The 14,515-nt window shown below is 61.7% G+C and carries 13 protein-coding genes; 9 read left to right on the top strand and 4 right to left on the bottom strand.

Features of this window, described 5'->3' with window-relative positions; genetic code table 11:
- Positions 1-43 precede the first annotated feature (43 nt).
- Together IV89_RS05930 and IV89_RS05925 are read left to right on the top strand one after the other, a co-directional pair.
- Positions 44-787: a rhomboid family intramembrane serine protease gene (locus IV89_RS05930; RefSeq protein ID WP_037944663.1), complete on the top strand. Its 744-nt coding sequence runs from the start codon at positions 44-46 to the stop codon at positions 785-787.
- Positions 784-1,155 carry a GFA family protein gene (locus IV89_RS05925; protein ID WP_009825079.1) on the top strand — a complete coding sequence of 124 codons (372 nt, stop codon included), beginning with the start codon at positions 784-786 and terminating at the stop codon, positions 1,153-1,155. Before IV89_RS05930 ends, IV89_RS05925 begins: the two co-directional genes overlap by 4 nt.
- 62 nt (positions 1,156-1,217) lie before the next feature.
- Here IV89_RS05925 and IV89_RS05920 read toward each other — a convergent pair whose 3' ends face one another.
- On the bottom strand, positions 1,218-2,003 hold the full coding sequence (locus IV89_RS05920; RefSeq protein WP_005849287.1) for an inositol monophosphatase family protein: 786 nt from the start codon (positions 2,001-2,003) through the stop codon (positions 1,218-1,220).
- A gap of 160 nt (positions 2,004-2,163) precedes the next feature.
- Between IV89_RS05920 and IV89_RS05915 the strand changes: the two genes are divergently transcribed.
- From IV89_RS05915 to IV89_RS05905, 3 genes are all read left to right on the top strand, one after another.
- Entirely contained in the window at positions 2,164-3,204 is a 1,041-nt protein-coding gene (locus IV89_RS05915; protein ID WP_037944664.1) for an NADP-dependent oxidoreductase, read from the top strand.
- A 127-nt stretch (positions 3,205-3,331) separates the two neighbouring features.
- A complete protein-coding gene (locus tag IV89_RS05910) occupies positions 3,332-3,838 on the top strand; it encodes an antitoxin Xre/MbcA/ParS toxin-binding domain-containing protein (protein ID WP_005849294.1) in 507 nt (168 codons plus the stop codon).
- The gene (locus IV89_RS05905; protein ID WP_005849296.1) at positions 3,835-4,332 is read left to right on the top strand and encodes an RES domain-containing protein; all 498 of its coding nucleotides are present in this window, start codon (positions 3,835-3,837) and stop codon (positions 4,330-4,332) included. Before IV89_RS05910 ends, IV89_RS05905 begins: the two co-directional genes overlap by 4 nt.
- A 12-nt stretch (positions 4,333-4,344) precedes the next feature.
- Here the strand turns inward: IV89_RS05905 and IV89_RS05900 are convergent, their stop codons facing one another.
- Entirely contained in the window at positions 4,345-5,250 is a 906-nt protein-coding gene (locus IV89_RS05900; RefSeq protein ID WP_005849298.1) for a LysR family transcriptional regulator, read from the bottom strand.
- Between the two features lie 96 nt (positions 5,251-5,346).
- On the opposite strand from IV89_RS05900, the gene metF reads away from it, so the two are divergent.
- Together metF and IV89_RS05890 are read left to right on the top strand one after the other, a co-directional pair.
- The gene (gene metF, locus IV89_RS05895) at positions 5,347-6,213 is read left to right on the top strand and encodes a methylenetetrahydrofolate reductase [NAD(P)H] (RefSeq protein WP_005849299.1); all 867 of its coding nucleotides are present in this window, start codon (positions 5,347-5,349) and stop codon (positions 6,211-6,213) included.
- Between the two features lie 73 nt (positions 6,214-6,286).
- Complete coding sequence (locus IV89_RS05890) at positions 6,287-6,772, top strand: PaaI family thioesterase (RefSeq protein WP_005849301.1); 486 nt, start codon at positions 6,287-6,289, stop codon at positions 6,770-6,772.
- A gap of 44 nt (positions 6,773-6,816) precedes the next feature.
- Here the strand turns inward: IV89_RS05890 and IV89_RS05885 are convergent, their stop codons facing one another.
- Positions 6,817-9,114 (bottom strand): xanthine dehydrogenase family protein molybdopterin-binding subunit, encoded by a 2,298-nt coding sequence (locus IV89_RS05885; RefSeq protein ID WP_037945085.1) that lies wholly within the window; start codon positions 9,112-9,114, stop codon positions 6,817-6,819.
- 194 nt (positions 9,115-9,308) lie between these two features.
- On the opposite strand from IV89_RS05885, the gene IV89_RS05880 reads away from it, so the two are divergent.
- The gene (locus IV89_RS05880; protein ID WP_037944665.1) at positions 9,309-12,245 is read left to right on the top strand and encodes a valine--tRNA ligase; all 2,937 of its coding nucleotides are present in this window, start codon (positions 9,309-9,311) and stop codon (positions 12,243-12,245) included.
- A 207-nt stretch (positions 12,246-12,452) separates the two neighbouring features.
- Here the strand turns inward: IV89_RS05880 and IV89_RS05875 are convergent, their stop codons facing one another.
- Entirely contained in the window at positions 12,453-13,244 is a 792-nt protein-coding gene (locus IV89_RS05875; RefSeq protein WP_037944666.1) for a crotonase/enoyl-CoA hydratase family protein, read from the bottom strand.
- A 137-nt stretch (positions 13,245-13,381) separates the two neighbouring features.
- Between IV89_RS05875 and IV89_RS05870 the strand changes: the two genes are divergently transcribed.
- Positions 13,382-14,485: a pyridoxal phosphate-dependent aminotransferase gene (locus tag IV89_RS05870; protein WP_037944667.1), complete on the top strand. Its 1,104-nt coding sequence runs from the start codon at positions 13,382-13,384 to the stop codon at positions 14,483-14,485.
- Positions 14,486-14,515: the final 30 nt, after the last annotated feature.

Below are 14,515 nucleotides of genomic sequence, written 5' to 3'. Positions count from 1 at the left end.
GCCCGCCCTTGACCACACCCGCGCAATGGCTAAGGGTCAGCCCATGTTCCCCATTCGCGATCACAACCCGTCCGGCCGCACGCCCTATGTCACCTATCTGCTGATGGCGGTGAACATCGGCGTTTTCCTCAGCTATGTCGGGCTTTTCAGCGACGACCGCGCGCTCAATATCTTCTTCTTCGACTGGGCGCTCATCCCCGGCCGCGTCACCACCGGGGATGGCTATACCGGCATCCTCACCTCGATGTTCCTGCATGGCGGCTGGATGCATCTCGCGGGTAACATGCTGTTTCTCTACATCTTTGGCGACAATATAGAAGACGAGATGGGCCACGGCGGCTATCTGCTGTTCTACCTCGCCTGCGGGCTGCTCTCGGCGCTGGCCCATGTGATCTCTGCCCCCTATTCGCCGGTCCCGACAGTCGGGGCATCGGGCGCGATTGCGGGGGTGATGGGCGGCTATCTGTTGCTTTACCCCAAAGCCAAGGTCGACATCCTGATCATCTTTATCGTGTTCTTCCGCATCTTCCCGATCCCCGCATGGATCATGCTGGGCTTGTGGCTGGGGATGCAGTTTATCGGTGGCGTCGGGGCGGACCCGACCGTGGGCGGCGTCGCCTATTGGGCGCACGCGGGCGGGTTTATCGTGGGGATGGTACTAACCATTCCACTGTGGCTGCGCTTGGGCGGGCCCCGCTTCTGGTCGGCCACGGACGGCCACCCGCCGCACCCGCAAGCGACCTACCCCACCTCCGCCAGCCGTATCCCGAAAGTGAAACGAAAATGACCGCCAGCACCCATAGCGCGACCTGTCACTGCGGCAGCGTCACCCTGACCGCCACCCTGCCAGAGGGGCTCTCCTCTGCCACACGCTGCACCTGTTCCTTTTGCCGCCGCCGCGCGGCACCGGCGGTGACGGCGCTCACCAGCGCGCTCAAGGTGACCAAAGGAGCCGAGCATCTGACGCTCTACACCTGGGGCACCCATACGGCGAAACATTATTTCTGCAAGATCTGTGGCATCTACATGTACCACCAGCGTCGTTCAGACCCCGCGCAATGCGGCGTCAATCTGGGGTGTATCGACGGGGCCGCGCCCTGGACGCAGGAACCGATCCCCTACACCGACGGTATCAACCACCCGTCAGACAAATAGCCGACGGGCGCTTCCAAATGGTTTAAATCCTCGCCGAAGGCATCCCGCCCTCGGCCACAGGATCACCCGCGTGCGATTTTTGAAAATCCGCTGAACAACGCCTCATTGGCGCAGACGATCTCGCCATCGTCCAGAATGTTGCCCTCGGGGTTCAGCGGCTCGACCATGCCGCCTGCTTCGCGCACGATCAACATGCCCGCTGCCAGATCCCATTTGTTCAACCGACGCTCCCAGTAGCCATCATAGCGACCAGCGGCCACATAGGCCAGATCCAGCGCGGCAGAGCCCCAGCGACGCACACCGGCGCAGACCGGCAGGATGCGGCCCAAATCACGCAGGGTGTCCGGCAAATCTCCGCGACCGCCAAAGGGCAGACCGGTGGCAAAAACCGATTCAATCATCCGCGAACGGCCCGAGACGCGCAAACGGCCTTCGTTCATCCAGGCACCCGTGCCTTTTTCGGCAAAGAACATCTCGTCCTTGGCGGGATCAAAGACGACGCCCGCAACGATCTGGCCTTTATGCTCCAGCGCGATGGAGACCGCCCAATGGGGCAGACCGTGCAAAAAGTTTGTTGTCCCGTCCAGCGGATCGACGATCCAGCGGCGTGTGGGGTCTTGGCCCTCTTCCTCGCCACCCTCTTCGGCCAGCCAGCCATAGGTCGGGCGTGCGCCCATCAGTTCTGCCTTGAGCGTCTTTTCCGCCTGAATATCGGCGCGGCTGACAAAGTCGCCGGCCCCCTTCATGGACACCTGAAGGTTCTCGACCTCACGGAAATCCTTGACCAACCCGCGTCCCGCCCGGCGGGCCGCCTTGATCATGATGTTTAGATTTGCACTGCCAACCATATTTCCGTGTCCTTTGATGGATCAGGCCGTGCGTATAAGCCCCCATGCCGCATTTGCCAAGGGGGCAGCGGCATCTGACGCAACGTGGCGCGCGCGGTTGCCTTGCTTGCCTTCGATTTCCATATAACGTGCCAGAAACATTGCTAAGGAGGAAAGCAAAATGTCCGACCAGATGAAACGAATTGTGCTTGCATCGCGCCCTGACGGGGCCCCGACAGCCGATAACTTCCGCCTTGAAGAAGGGCCCGTGCCCACCCCCGGCGACGGCGAAGTGCTGGTCCGTGTGAAATACATGTCGCTTGACCCCTACATGCGTGGCCGCATGGACGACGCGAAATCCTATGCGGCCCCGGTGCCTGTCGGCGGCACGATGGAGGGCGGTTCGGTCGGGGAGGTCATCGCCTCCAACAGCCCCGACTTCAAACCCGGCGATCATGCCTTCGGGATGCTGGGCTGGGCCACACATGGCGTGCTGCCAGCGAACCAACTGCGCAAGGTCGATCCGGATCAGGTGTCGATCACCACGTCGCTTGGTGTTCTGGGCATGCCCGGATTTACCGGCTGGCAAGGTTTGATGGAATATGGTCGCCCGAAGGAGGGTGAAACACTCGTCGTCGCGGCGGCAACGGGTCCGGTCGGCTCGATGGTCGGCCAGATCGCCAAGTCACACGGGCTGCGCGTTGTGGGCATTGCGGGCGGCGCGGACAAATGCGCCATGGCCAAGGACCACTTTGGCTTTGACGAATGCATCGACCACCGCTCCTATGACGACGCGAAATCCCTGCGCGCCGCGTTGAAAGACGCCTGCCCCAAGGGGATCGACATCTATTTTGAAAACGTCGGTGGCAAAGTGCTTGAAGCCGTGATCCCGATGATGAACCCGCATGGGCGTATCCCGATCTGCGGTATGATCGCATGGTATAACGCCGGTGGTCTGGGTGCTGGTGCCGCCGAAGAGGCGCTGACCGCGCCGAAACTCTGGCGCACGATCCTTGTGAACTTCCTCAGCGTGAACGGCTTCATCATCTCGAACCATTGGAACAACTTCCCCAAGTTCCTCAAGGAAGTCGCCCCCAAGGTCGCCGACGGCACCATTGCGGTGAAAGAGGACATTACCGAGGGTCTGGAAAACGCGCCACAAGCGTTCATGGACCTGCTGACCGGTGGCAACCAAGGCAAGGCCATCGTCAAGGTTGGCTAACACCCTACCGGCGGGGGCGTGCGCGCCCCTGCCTTTCATCGCATGAATGCGAGCCCCCCCGCCCCCTTGAAAAACACCGCGACACGTGTCATATATTTTACGACACATGACGAAAAGGAGTTCAGCCATGGGTGCGACGGCCTTTCAATCCGACAGCAGTGCAATCCCCCTGATCGACGTGGATGCAGATGACGCTGTGCGTGCGTTCCATCTGCTGGGCGGGCGCAAGGTGATCAACCAGACGGTGCGCAACTCGCTTGATGCGCATGATGTGATCGTCAAAGGCATCTCCTCCAAAGCGCTGCTGCATCTGGTCGATACCGTGTCGGTGTTGTCCTCGGGCGATGCGCTGAACAAGGCGATCGGGATGAGCCTGCGCACGCTTCAGCGCAAGAAAGCCGACAAGGGCAAGGACCGTCTGTCTCCCGAACAAAGCAGCCGCGCGTGGCGCTTTGCCGAGCTGCTGGCGCAGGCAACGGATGTCTTGGGCGATCAGGACGCCGCAGAAGCATGGATGCTGGCCCCTGCCATCGGCCTTGATAACCGCCGCCCGATTGACCTGCTGTCGTCGGCAGCGGGGGCGGAAGCCGTTGAAAACGCGCTCACCCGGATGGAGTACGGGGTCTACGCTTGACCCCTTTGCCCCCGCCGCTTGGGACGGGCGAGCTGCGGTTTTGGCGGCTGGATCAACGGCAGCATGCGCCCACATGGCACAGCGGCGAAGGGGCTTACCGCGTCGGTGGACGCTGGAACAGCAGCGGTGTGCGGGCGGTCTATACCGCGCTCGACCCTGCCACCGCGATCCTCGAGGTTGCGGTGCACAAGGGGTTCAAGGCGCTGGACACCGCGCATCACGTGCTGACATCGGGCCGTGTGATCGACCCGACGACAGTGCATATGGTGCAAGCCGCGGATGTCCCCAACCCGAACTGGCTGGTGCCCGGTGCCCATGGTGCGGGGCAAAAGGGATTTGGCGACGCGCTGCTGCGCGATCACCTGTTTGTGCTGATCCCGTCAACGGTATCGCGGCACAGCTGGAACCTGATCTTTGACGCCCAAAAGGCAGCCGATCACTACGACGATGTGGTGCAGGAAGACTTCGCGCTCGACCCGCGGCTACATCGCTAAGGGCAGCAGCGATCAGGCCCGCTGCAGTTTGCGCGCCTCTTCCCCTGCCAACCCCAAGAGCTTGGTCATAAACGGTTTCTCCAGATCATCCTCGCGCACCGCCGCATAAAGCCTGCGGGTGATGCCGTTCTCGGTCAGCGGACGGGTGACGTAATCATTGCTGTATTTCACCTCACGCACGACCCAATCGGGCAGCACCGACACGCCCCTGTTCGACGCGACCAGCAGCAGGATCACCGCCGTAAGTTCCACCTGCCGGATCGCCAGCGGTTCGACCTTGGCGGGGATCAAGAGCTGGCTGAACACATCCAGACGGGTCCGTTCCACCGGATAGGTGATCAACGTCTCGCCCCGGAAATCCGCCGCTTCAACATAGGGCTTCTGCGCCAAGGGATGCGTGCTGGAGGCGACAAAGACCGCCTTGTAATCAAACAGCTCGACGAATTTCACGCCCGGCAGTTCTTCGGGGTCGGAAGATACCACCAGATCGACTTCTTCGCGCAGCAAGGCAGGTAAGGCGTCAAAGGCCAGACCGGGGCGGATATCGACATCCACATCGGGCCAGCTTTTGCGGAATTGCTCGAGCACGGGGAACAGCCATTCGAAACAGGCGTGACATTCGATCGCGATATGCATGCGCCCTGTGCTGCCCGCGCGCAGCCCCATGAATTCGGCCTGCGCTGCTTCAAGCTGCGGCAAGACCTGCTGCGCCAGCTTGAGCAGCCGCAAGCCTGCGGGCGACAGCTTCAGCGGCTTGGACCGGCGCACGAACAGTTCCACGCCAGCCTGATCCTCCAACCCCTTTACCTGATGGGACAGGGCTGATTGGGTGATGTTCATCGTCTCTGCTGCGCGGGCCAGCCCGCCTGCTTCGTGAATCGCCTGAATGGTGCGCAGGTGACGGAACTCGATATGCATATGAGGCGTTCCTCATGTTGAAAATGAAAGTTATGAGTTTGTTTCACAACCGCATCTGTGCGACAAGAGACGAAAGCTAAAAACAGGATCGTAAAAATGACCAGTCCCGCCGTTTCATTCGAAGTCTTCCCGCCCAAATCCGTGGACGCGTCGTTCCGTCTTTGGGACACGGCGCAGGCCCTGGCACCGCTGGCCCCACGTTTCTTTTCCGTGACCTACGGCGCGGGCGGGTCTACCCGCGACCTGACCCATGATTCTGCGCATGTGCTGCGCCGCACCTCTGGCCTGCCGGTTGCCGCGCATCTGACCTGCGTGGGGGCCAGCAAGGCCGAAACGCTTGAGGTCGCCGACAGCTTTGCCGAGATCGGCGTGACCGATATTGTCGCCTTGCGCGGGGATCCCGAAAACGGTGCACCGACCTTTACGCCCCACGCGGACGGCTTTGCCGACAGTGTCGAGCTGATCGAGGCGCTGGCAAAGACCGGCAAGTTCACCTTGCGCGTCGGAGCCTACCCCGAACCGCACCCCGAATCCCACGATCAGGCGCAGAACGTCGAATGGCTGAAACGCAAATTCGACGCTGGCGCGGACGAGGCGATCACCCAGTTCTTCTTCGAGACCGAAACATTCCTGCGCTTCCGCGACGCCTGTGCCGCGGCGGGGATCACCAAGACGATCACCCCGGGCATCATGCCGGTGACAAACTGGAAATCGGCGCGCAACTTTGCCACCCGCTGCGGGGCCAGCGTGCCAGCAGCACTGGACGAAGCCTATGCCGCCGCGATCCGCGATGACCGTCACGATCTGCTGTCCACCGCGCTCTGCACCGAAATGTGCAGCGAACTGGTGTCGGAAGGTGTCGAGAACCTGCACTTCTACACGCTCAACCGGCCCGAGCTGACCCGTGCCGTCTGTCGTGCCCTTGGGGTGACGGCGCAAACATCGTTGTCCGACGTGGCGTAAAACCACCGCACAACTTGCCCTTGGGTCAAGAACAGAACAGTCTTCTCCGGCATTCAACTGCCGGAGATTTTTTATGCCACGCCTCGCCGAAACACCCGAAGATTTGCTGAGCCAATCCGAAGCGCTCTCTCTGAGCGGGTTGGAATTCATGCAGAAGATCCTGGACGGCACCAACCCCGGCCCGCCCATTGGCGGCACCTTGGGCTATGCGCTGCATGACGTGTCCGAGGGCCGCGCGGTGTTTCGCGGCACGCCCGAGTTCAACGTGACCAACCCGATGGGGACCGTGCATGGGGGCTGGTACGGCACCTTGCTCGATTCCGCGATGGCCTGCGCCGTGATGACCAAAGTCCCGCGCGGGTCGGTTTATACGACCCTGGAATACAAGATTAACATTCTGCGTTCGATCCCCTTGGGCATGCAGATCGACTGCATCGGCACGACCGATCACGTGGGTCGTTCTACCGGTGTCGCACATGGCGAAATTCGCGGGGTCGAGGATGGCAAGCTGTATGCCACCGGTTCAACCACCTGCATCGTGATGAAGATCACGGGCTAAACCGCAGTCTCGGGGCGGGTAATGCGCCCCGAGACAAGCCAAGCTCACTCTGCTGCGATGGCGCTGTCGTTCAGCAAGGCCCAGACCTTATGCGGTGTGAACGGCATGTCGGCCTGACGCACGCCACGCTCCCACAAGGCATCCTGTACCGCGTTCGACACGGCCGCCAATGCGCCCACGGTCCCTGCCTCGCCACAGCCCTTCATCCCCATCAGGTTCGCCGTAGATGGCACGGGTTCGGAGTTGAAGGACACGAACGGCACATCCGCCGCGCGCGGGATCGCGTAATCCATGAAAGAGGCCGTCAGCAGCTGGCCGTCTTCGTCATAGACCACATGCTCCTGAATAGCCTGGCCGATGCCCTGCACCACCCCGCCATGCACCTGACCTTCGGCCAGCATCGGGTTGATCAGATTGCCGAAATCATCCACCACCGTATAGCGATCAACGGTCACAACGCCTGTTTCGGGGTCGATCACAACTTCTGACACATGCGCCCCGTTGGGATAGCTGCGCCCCGGTAGGGTCGCCCGTTCGTGGTGTACCAGCAGATCGTCGCGGCCTTTCTGGCGCGCCATCTCGGCGACCTCCAGCATGGTGGGGGTCATGTTTGACCCGTCCGCGCGGAAGCGTTCGTCGTCAAAGCTGATCTGCGCCGCAGGCACGCCCATTTCGTCAGACAGAAAGGCGGTGAAAGCTTCGGTCATCTTGGCCACCGTCGCCAGCGTTGCCGTGCTTTGCGTGGTGACAGAGCGCGAGCCGCCAGTCCCGCCGCCCTGTTTGATCAGATCGCTATCGCCTTGAATAACGTGGATCAATTCAGCCGGGATCCCGGTCTGATCCGATAGGAATTGCGCATAGACGGTTTCATGCCCCTGCCCGTTCGATTGAGTGCCAACATAGATGAACACGGTGCCGTCTTCGTTGAACGCGACCTTGGCCCCCTCTGCCGGATCGCCAAGGATGCTTTCGATGTAATAGCAAAGCCCCTGCCCGCGCAGCAGCCCCTTGGCCGCATCCGCCGCCTTGCGCGCTGCAAAGCCATCATGATCCGCCTCGACGGCGACGCGGGTCAGCAAGCGGTTGAATTCGCCCACATCGTAAAGCTCGCCTGTGGCAGAGGTATAGGGAAACTGCTCGGGCTTGATAAAGTTGATCCGGCGCAGTTCCCACGGGTCGACGCCCAACTCGCGCGCGGCGCGGTCCATCAAGCGCTCCAGCACATAAATCGCCTCGGGTCGGCCGGCACCACGATAGGCATCGGTCTGCACCGTGTTGGTGTAATAGCCTTCGACCTGCAGCCATGTGGTCTGCACATCATAGACACCCATCAAGACCTTGCTGAACAGCAGCGCCTGAATGGGCTGGCCGAACTGGCTGTTATAGGCTCCGAGGTTGCATTTGGTGCGGACGCGGTAGGCCGTGATCTTGTTGTTTTCGTCAAAAGCGAATTCCGCAAGCGAGGTCAGATCGCGCCCGCCATTATCGCTGAGCATGGCTTCGGTCCGGTCCGACATCCAGCGCACCGGACGCCCCAAGGCCCGCGCCGCCTGCGCGACCGAGAAATATTCGGGATAGGCTGCCGCCTTCATGCCGAAACCGCCGCCTGTGTCGGGGTTTGTGACTTGTACGTGGTCATCATCCAGCCCGAAAACGCGCTTGAGGTTGCCCTTGTGCACCCAGACGCCCTGCCCGTTGTTCGCAAGATGCACCTTCCCGTCGTTCCATTCCGCATAGCAGCCGCGCGGCTCCATCGCGTTGACGATGATACGGTTGTCGCCCACGTTCAGGCTGACGGTTTTCGCTGCGGCATCAAATGCCTTTTGCGTCGCCGCCTCGTCGCCCATGCCCCAGTCAAAAGCCATGTTATCCGGCGCTTCGGGGTGCAGCGTCTCGCCGCCCCGCTCCAACGTCATATGGGTGGGCAGATCGTCAACGTCGAATGCGATCAGCTCCGCCGCGTCGCGCGCCTGGTTCAATGTCTCGGCAATCACCACCGCGACGGGCTCCCCCACGAAGCGCACGCGCCCCTTGGCGAGCATCGGGCGCAAGGGCTTGGCCCCTTCCGTGCCATCGCGGTTCTGCAACACGGTCGCCGCCATAGAGATATCCATCCCCGCCGCTTCCAGATCCTCGATCGTGAGCACCGCATGCACGCCCTCTGCCTCGGCCGCATCTGTGACATCCAGCGTCGTGATCACCCCATGTGCGACGGGCGAGCGGAAGAAATAGGCATGCAGCGCGTCGGGTGGCGCGATGTCATCCACATAGCGCCCCTCGCCGGTCAGAAACCGCACATCCTCGACCCGTTTGACCGGTTGGCTTTTCCCGAATTTTTCCATCTGGCGGCATCCTTTGATCATCATCTTGGTGTTGCGCCCGACCTTAAGCGCCAAACCGGCGATGTCCATACGATGCGGGGCGAAAGCTGGGGCTGCTACGCCAAGTTTTCGGCCCCCCAGCCTTCCCCTTTACGCCCCGCTCGGCTAGATCATCCCAAAGCACAAAGCGCTACGTGAATAGAAGGACGCTGATCATGGCCCTCGACAAGAATTTTGACGCCGCCCAGGCCGAAGCCCGCCTCTATGCCGCATGGGAAGAGTCCGGTGCCTTCAAGGCCGGAGCCAATGCCTCGCGCACGGAAACCTTTTCGGTCATGATCCCGCCGCCCAACGTGACAGGATCGCTGCACATGGGCCACGCGTTCAACAATACATTGCAGGATATTCTGGTGCGTTGGCACCGGATGCGCGGCTTTGACACGCTCTGGCAGCCCGGTCAGGACCACGCCGGTATTGCGACGCAGATGGTGGTGGAACGCGAGCTTGCCAAAGACGGCAAACGCCGCACCGATTTCACCCGCGAAGATTTCACCGCCAAAGTCTGGGAGCAAAAGCAGAAGTCCGGCGGCACGATCATCGGCCAGCTCAAACGCCTCGGTACCTCGCTTGATTGGTCACGCAACGCCTTTACCATGTCCGGTGCCCCCGGTGCCCCCGCGGGCGAGGAAGGCAACTTCCACGACGCCGTGATCAAGGTCTTCGTGGATATGTACAACAAGGGCCTGATCTATCGCGGCAAGCGTCTGGTCAACTGGGACCCGCATTTCGAGACCGCGATTTCCGACCTCGAAGTCGAATCCACCGAAGTCGACGGGCACATGTGGCACTTCAAATACCCGCTGGCCGATGGCGCGACCTATACCTACGTCGAGAAAGACGAAGACGGTAACGTGACGCTTTCCGAGGAACGCGACTATATCTCTATCGCGACGACCCGCCCTGAAACCATGCTGGGCGATGGCGCGGTCGCGGTTCACACCTCTGACGAACGCTATGCGCCGATCGTTGGCAAGCTGTGCGAAATCCCCGTTGGCCCCAAGGCGCAGCGCCGCCGTATCCCGATCATCACCGACGAATACCCCGACAAGAATTTCGGCTCGGGCGCGGTGAAGATCACCGGCGCCCATGACTTCAACGACTACGGCGTCGCCAAACGCAACAACATCCCGCTCTACGCGCTGATGGACACCCGCGGTGCGATGCGTGCCGACGGCCTGCCCTATGACGCCGCCGCCGCCCGCGCGGCCGCCATCGCCGAAGGCCGTGAAGACGCGCCCGCGGACGCGACAGAAATCAACCTCGTCCCCGAAGAATACCGCGGCCTCGACCGGTTCGAGGCGCGCACCAAGGTCATCGCCGACATCACCGCCGAAGGATTGGCCGTCATGGTGCCGCCGACCGATCCACGCCTTGGCAAACCCGTCAAAGCCCCCCTCGCCCCCGAAGAAGGCGGCGAAGAGCGGGACGAGACGCTGGTTCCGTTGGTCGAGCCCAAAAAGATCATGCAGCCTTTCGGCGACCGGTCGAAAGTGGTGATCGAACCGATGCTGACCGATCAATGGTTCGTCGAGACCTCGAAGATCGTGCAACCCGCCATCGACGCGGTGCGCAACGGCGAAGTACAGATCCTGCCCGAACAGGACCGCAAGGTATACTTCAACTGGCTGGAAAACATCGAACCCTGGTGCATCTCGCGCCAATTATGGTGGGGGCACCAGATCCCTGTGTGGTTCGACGACGAGGGCAAGGAATACTGCGCGGCAACCGAAGCCGAAGCGCAGGCGATGGCCCCAGGCAAGACGCTCACCCGCGACCCTGATGTGCTCGACACCTGGTTCTCCTCGGGCCTCTGGCCCATCGGCACGCTCGGCTGGCCCGAACAGACAGACGAGCTGGCGAAATACTTCCCCACTTCAGTGCTGATCACCGGCTTTGACATCATCTTTTTCTGGGTCGCCCGGATGATGATGATGCAATACGCCGTGGTCGATCAAAAGCCGTTTGATACAGTCTATGTCCACGCGCTGGTGCGCGACGAGAAGGGCAAGAAGATGTCCAAATCGCTTGGCAACGTGCTGGACCCGCTGGACCTGATCGATGAATACGGCGCGGATGCGGTGCGCTTTACCCTGACGGCAATGGCCGCCATGGGGCGCGACCTGAAACTGTCCACCGCACGCATCGCGGGCTACCGCAACTTCGGCACCAAACTGTGGAACGCCCACCGTTTCGCCGAAATGAACGGCGTGTTCGAGGACAGCGTCGCGGCAGTGTCCTACACCAGCCACACCCAGGTCGATCACACGCTGAACAAATGGATCATCGGCGAAACCGCCCGCGTCCGCGAAGAGGTCGACGCCGCACTGGACAACTACCGTTTCAACGACGCGGCCAATGCGCTCTATGCCTTTGTCTGGGGCAAGGTCTGCGACTGGTACGTTGAACTCTCCAAACCCCTGCTGCAAGACGACGCGCCAGAGGCCGCCGAGACTCGCCAGACGCTGAAATGGGTGCTGGATCAATGCCTTGTGCTGCTCCACCCGATCATGCCCTACATCACCGAAGAACTGTGGCAGACCACGGCGACCCGTTCCAAGATGCTGGTGCATGGCGACTGGCCGACCTACAGCACCGCCGAGATGCTGGACGCCGACGCCGACCGCGAACTCAACTGGGTGATCAGCCTGATCGAATCCATCCGTTCGGCGCGCGCACAGATGCATGTGCCTGCGGGGCTCAAAGTGCCCATGCTTTATACCGATATGGACGACGCCGGCCAAACCGCATGGGACCGCAACGAGGCGATGATCAAACGTCTGGCGCGGGTCGAAACCCTTGAGAAGACAGAGAGCTTCCCCAAAGGCACCGTCTCCATCGCCGCACCCGGCGCGAGCTTTGGCCTCCCGCTCGCAGGGCTGATCGACATCGATGCGGAAAAAGCGCGTCTGCAAAAGTCGCTCGACAAGCTGGGTAAAGAAATCGGCGGGCTGAAAGGGCGTCTGAACAACCCCAAATTCGCCGCCTCCGCCCCGGCGGAGGTCGTCGCAGAAGCCCAAAGCAACCTTGATGCGCGTCAGGAAGAAGCAGACCAGCTTCAGGCCGCTCTGAACCGTTTGGCAGAGCTGGGATAATCAGCACCGCTTCCAAATGGCTTTAAATCCTCGCCGAAGGCAAAAATCTCTTTTGACGCTCCAAAAGATGCCTTCGGCGAGGATTTTTTTACCATTTGGAAGCGAATACCGGTGCAAGATACGTCTGCGGTCCTCGCTGGGAAGCAAAGATCGTCCATTTGGAAGGCCCCGTCTGAGCGATCAGGCGGGGCTGACTTTTTAGCGGCGCTAGTCTTTGAAGACCGCGGGGCGTTTGCCGAACTCGGCGGCGATGACTTCCATCTGGTGCGGGCGTCCCAGCAGCGCCGCCTGTTCACGGGATTCCGCGCGCAAAACCTCTGTTTCGGTTCCCGTCTCTGCCAAGGCGGTCAGACGTTTGGCGGCCTTGATCGCGCTTGGACTTTTGCCCGCGATGGTGGTGGCAAGCGCCATCGCGGCGGCCAGCGGGTCTTCGGCGATCTGGGTGATGAGCCCCCAGCGTTCGGCTTGCTCTGCCCCGATGGGTTGCGCGGTATAGGTCATCAGGCGCAGCACGTCGCCGCGCACCAGTTTGGGCAGCAGGACCATGCCGCCCATGTCCGGGACGATGCCCCATTTCATCTCCATTACCGCCATTTCGGTATCAGGGGCCGCGATGCGGATATCGGCCCCGAGCGCGAGTTGCAGGCCCGCGCCGTAGGTCTTGCCATGCAGCGCCGCGATCACTGGCACGCCGACGCGGGTCCAGACCATCGCGACCTCTTGCCACTGGTTGGTGGTGCCGTCGCCATGGGTGCGCGTCATCATCCGTTCCGTCGGGTCGCCGCCCGCCAGCGCCCCCATATTGCCGATGTCGATGCCTGCGCAGAACGCCCGGCCCTCGCCCGAGATCACGACGGCACGCGCGTTCGATGCAGCGACCTCGTTCCCGGCGGCGATGACGGCGTCGATCATATCCTGATCAACGGCGTTCATTTTATCGGCGCGGGTCAGGCGCACATGGGCGATGTGATTGTCATAGGTAACGGAAACGCGGCTCATTGGGTCCTCCTTGAATTTTCGTGAGTTTGGGCATGAAGCCTGCGTGTTGCAAAGCGAAACGCTACGGCATCCAAAACCGCACGCGGGCATGCTGATGTCACTTGCTCGAAGCAGGTCAGATGCAGTAGCTGATCCCCATGACACAGTATCGCCTCACCCCGCTTGCCGACGCCCTGCCCTCTACCGTGCCCTTTGTCGGCCCCGAAACGCAGGAGCGCGCCATGGGGCGCGCCTTTGATGCGCGGTTGGGGGCGAACGAGAACGTCTTTGGCCCCTCTCCCCGCGCGATAGAAGCAATGGCGCAGGCACAGCAGTGGATGTACGGCGACCCGGAAAGCCACGACCTGCGCGCAGCACTTGCGGCGCATCATGGTATCTCGCCCGCCAACATCATCGTGGGCGAAGGGATCGACGGGTTGCTGGGCTATCTGGTGCGACTCATGGTGACGGAGGGGGACGCGGTCGTGACCTCGGACGGGGCCTATCCGACATTCAATTATCACGTGGCAGGCTTTGGCGGTGTGCTGCATAAGGTCCCCTATGCCGGTGATCACGAGGATCCTGCGGCCCTATTTGCCAAAGCTGCCGAGGTAGATGCCAAGCTGGTCTATCTGGCGAATCCCGACAACCCCATGGGCAGCTGGCATGAAGGGCCCGTCATTTCCAGCGCGCTAGAGGCATTGCCGAAGGGCTGTCTGCTGGTGCTGGACGAGGCCTATATCGATTGCGCCCCCGAGGGCACCGCCCCCGATCTTGTCGCCGATGACCCGCGTCTGATCCGGATGCGGACCTTCTCCAAGGCCCATGGTCTGGCGGGGGCGCGGGTTGGCTATGCCATCGGCGCACCGGATCTGATCACAGCCTTTGGGAAGGTGCGCAACCATTTCGGGATGAACCGCGCGGCCCAGGCCGGGGCACTTGCGGCCTTGCGGGACAGCGACTGGCTGGCCCATGTGCAGGCTCGAATCGCTGAGGCGCGGGACCGGATTGCGCAGATCGCTGCGGATAACGGGTTGATCGCCCTCCCCTCTGCCGCGAATTTCGTTGCGATTGATTGCGGAGCGGACGGCAGCTTTGCCAAGGCGGTGCTGGACGGTTTGGTGGCGCGCGGCGTCTTTGTGCGCATGCCCTTCGCCGCGCCGCAGAACCGCTGTATTCGTGTCAGCTGCGGAACGCCAGAAAACCTTGATGCCTTTGCCGCGGCGTTGCCGGGTGCCCTTGAGGATGCGAAAAAAGGCTGACGTAGCGCATATCCCGCCTATGCTGGGCCA

Origin of the sequence: Sulfitobacter sp. CB2047, assembly GCF_000735125.2 — a bacterium.
Classification (GTDB): domain Bacteria; phylum Pseudomonadota; class Alphaproteobacteria; order Rhodobacterales; family Rhodobacteraceae; genus Sulfitobacter; species Sulfitobacter pontiacus.
Note: the sequence above shows the minus strand (reverse complement) of the source record. Positions and strands in the feature narration are given on the sequence as shown.

Excerpts from the sequence above, each read along its gene's own strand:
- IV89_RS05930 (WP_037944663.1), top strand. The coding sequence starts at position 44 with ATGTTCCCCATTCGCGATCACAACCCGTCCGGCCGCACGCCCTATGTC.
- IV89_RS05925 (WP_009825079.1), top strand. The coding sequence starts at position 784 with ATGACCGCCAGCACCCATAGCGCGACCTGTCACTGCGGCAGCGTCACC.
- IV89_RS05920 (WP_005849287.1), bottom strand. The coding sequence starts at position 2,003 with ATGGTTGGCAGTGCAAATCTAAACATCATGATCAAGGCGGCCCGCCGG.
- IV89_RS05915 (WP_037944664.1), top strand. The coding sequence starts at position 2,164 with ATGTCCGACCAGATGAAACGAATTGTGCTTGCATCGCGCCCTGACGGG.
- IV89_RS05910 (WP_005849294.1), top strand. The coding sequence starts at position 3,332 with ATGGGTGCGACGGCCTTTCAATCCGACAGCAGTGCAATCCCCCTGATC.
- IV89_RS05900 (WP_005849298.1), bottom strand. The coding sequence starts at position 5,250 with ATGCATATCGAGTTCCGTCACCTGCGCACCATTCAGGCGATTCACGAA.
- metF (WP_005849299.1), top strand. The coding sequence starts at position 5,347 with ATGACCAGTCCCGCCGTTTCATTCGAAGTCTTCCCGCCCAAATCCGTG.
- IV89_RS05890 (WP_005849301.1), top strand. The coding sequence starts at position 6,287 with ATGCCACGCCTCGCCGAAACACCCGAAGATTTGCTGAGCCAATCCGAA.
- IV89_RS05885 (WP_037945085.1), bottom strand. The coding sequence starts at position 9,114 with ATGGAAAAATTCGGGAAAAGCCAACCGGTCAAACGGGTCGAGGATGTG.
- IV89_RS05880 (WP_037944665.1), top strand. The coding sequence starts at position 9,309 with ATGGCCCTCGACAAGAATTTTGACGCCGCCCAGGCCGAAGCCCGCCTC.
- IV89_RS05875 (WP_037944666.1), bottom strand. The coding sequence starts at position 13,244 with ATGAGCCGCGTTTCCGTTACCTATGACAATCACATCGCCCATGTGCGC.
- IV89_RS05870 (WP_037944667.1), top strand. The coding sequence starts at position 13,382 with ATGACACAGTATCGCCTCACCCCGCTTGCCGACGCCCTGCCCTCTACC.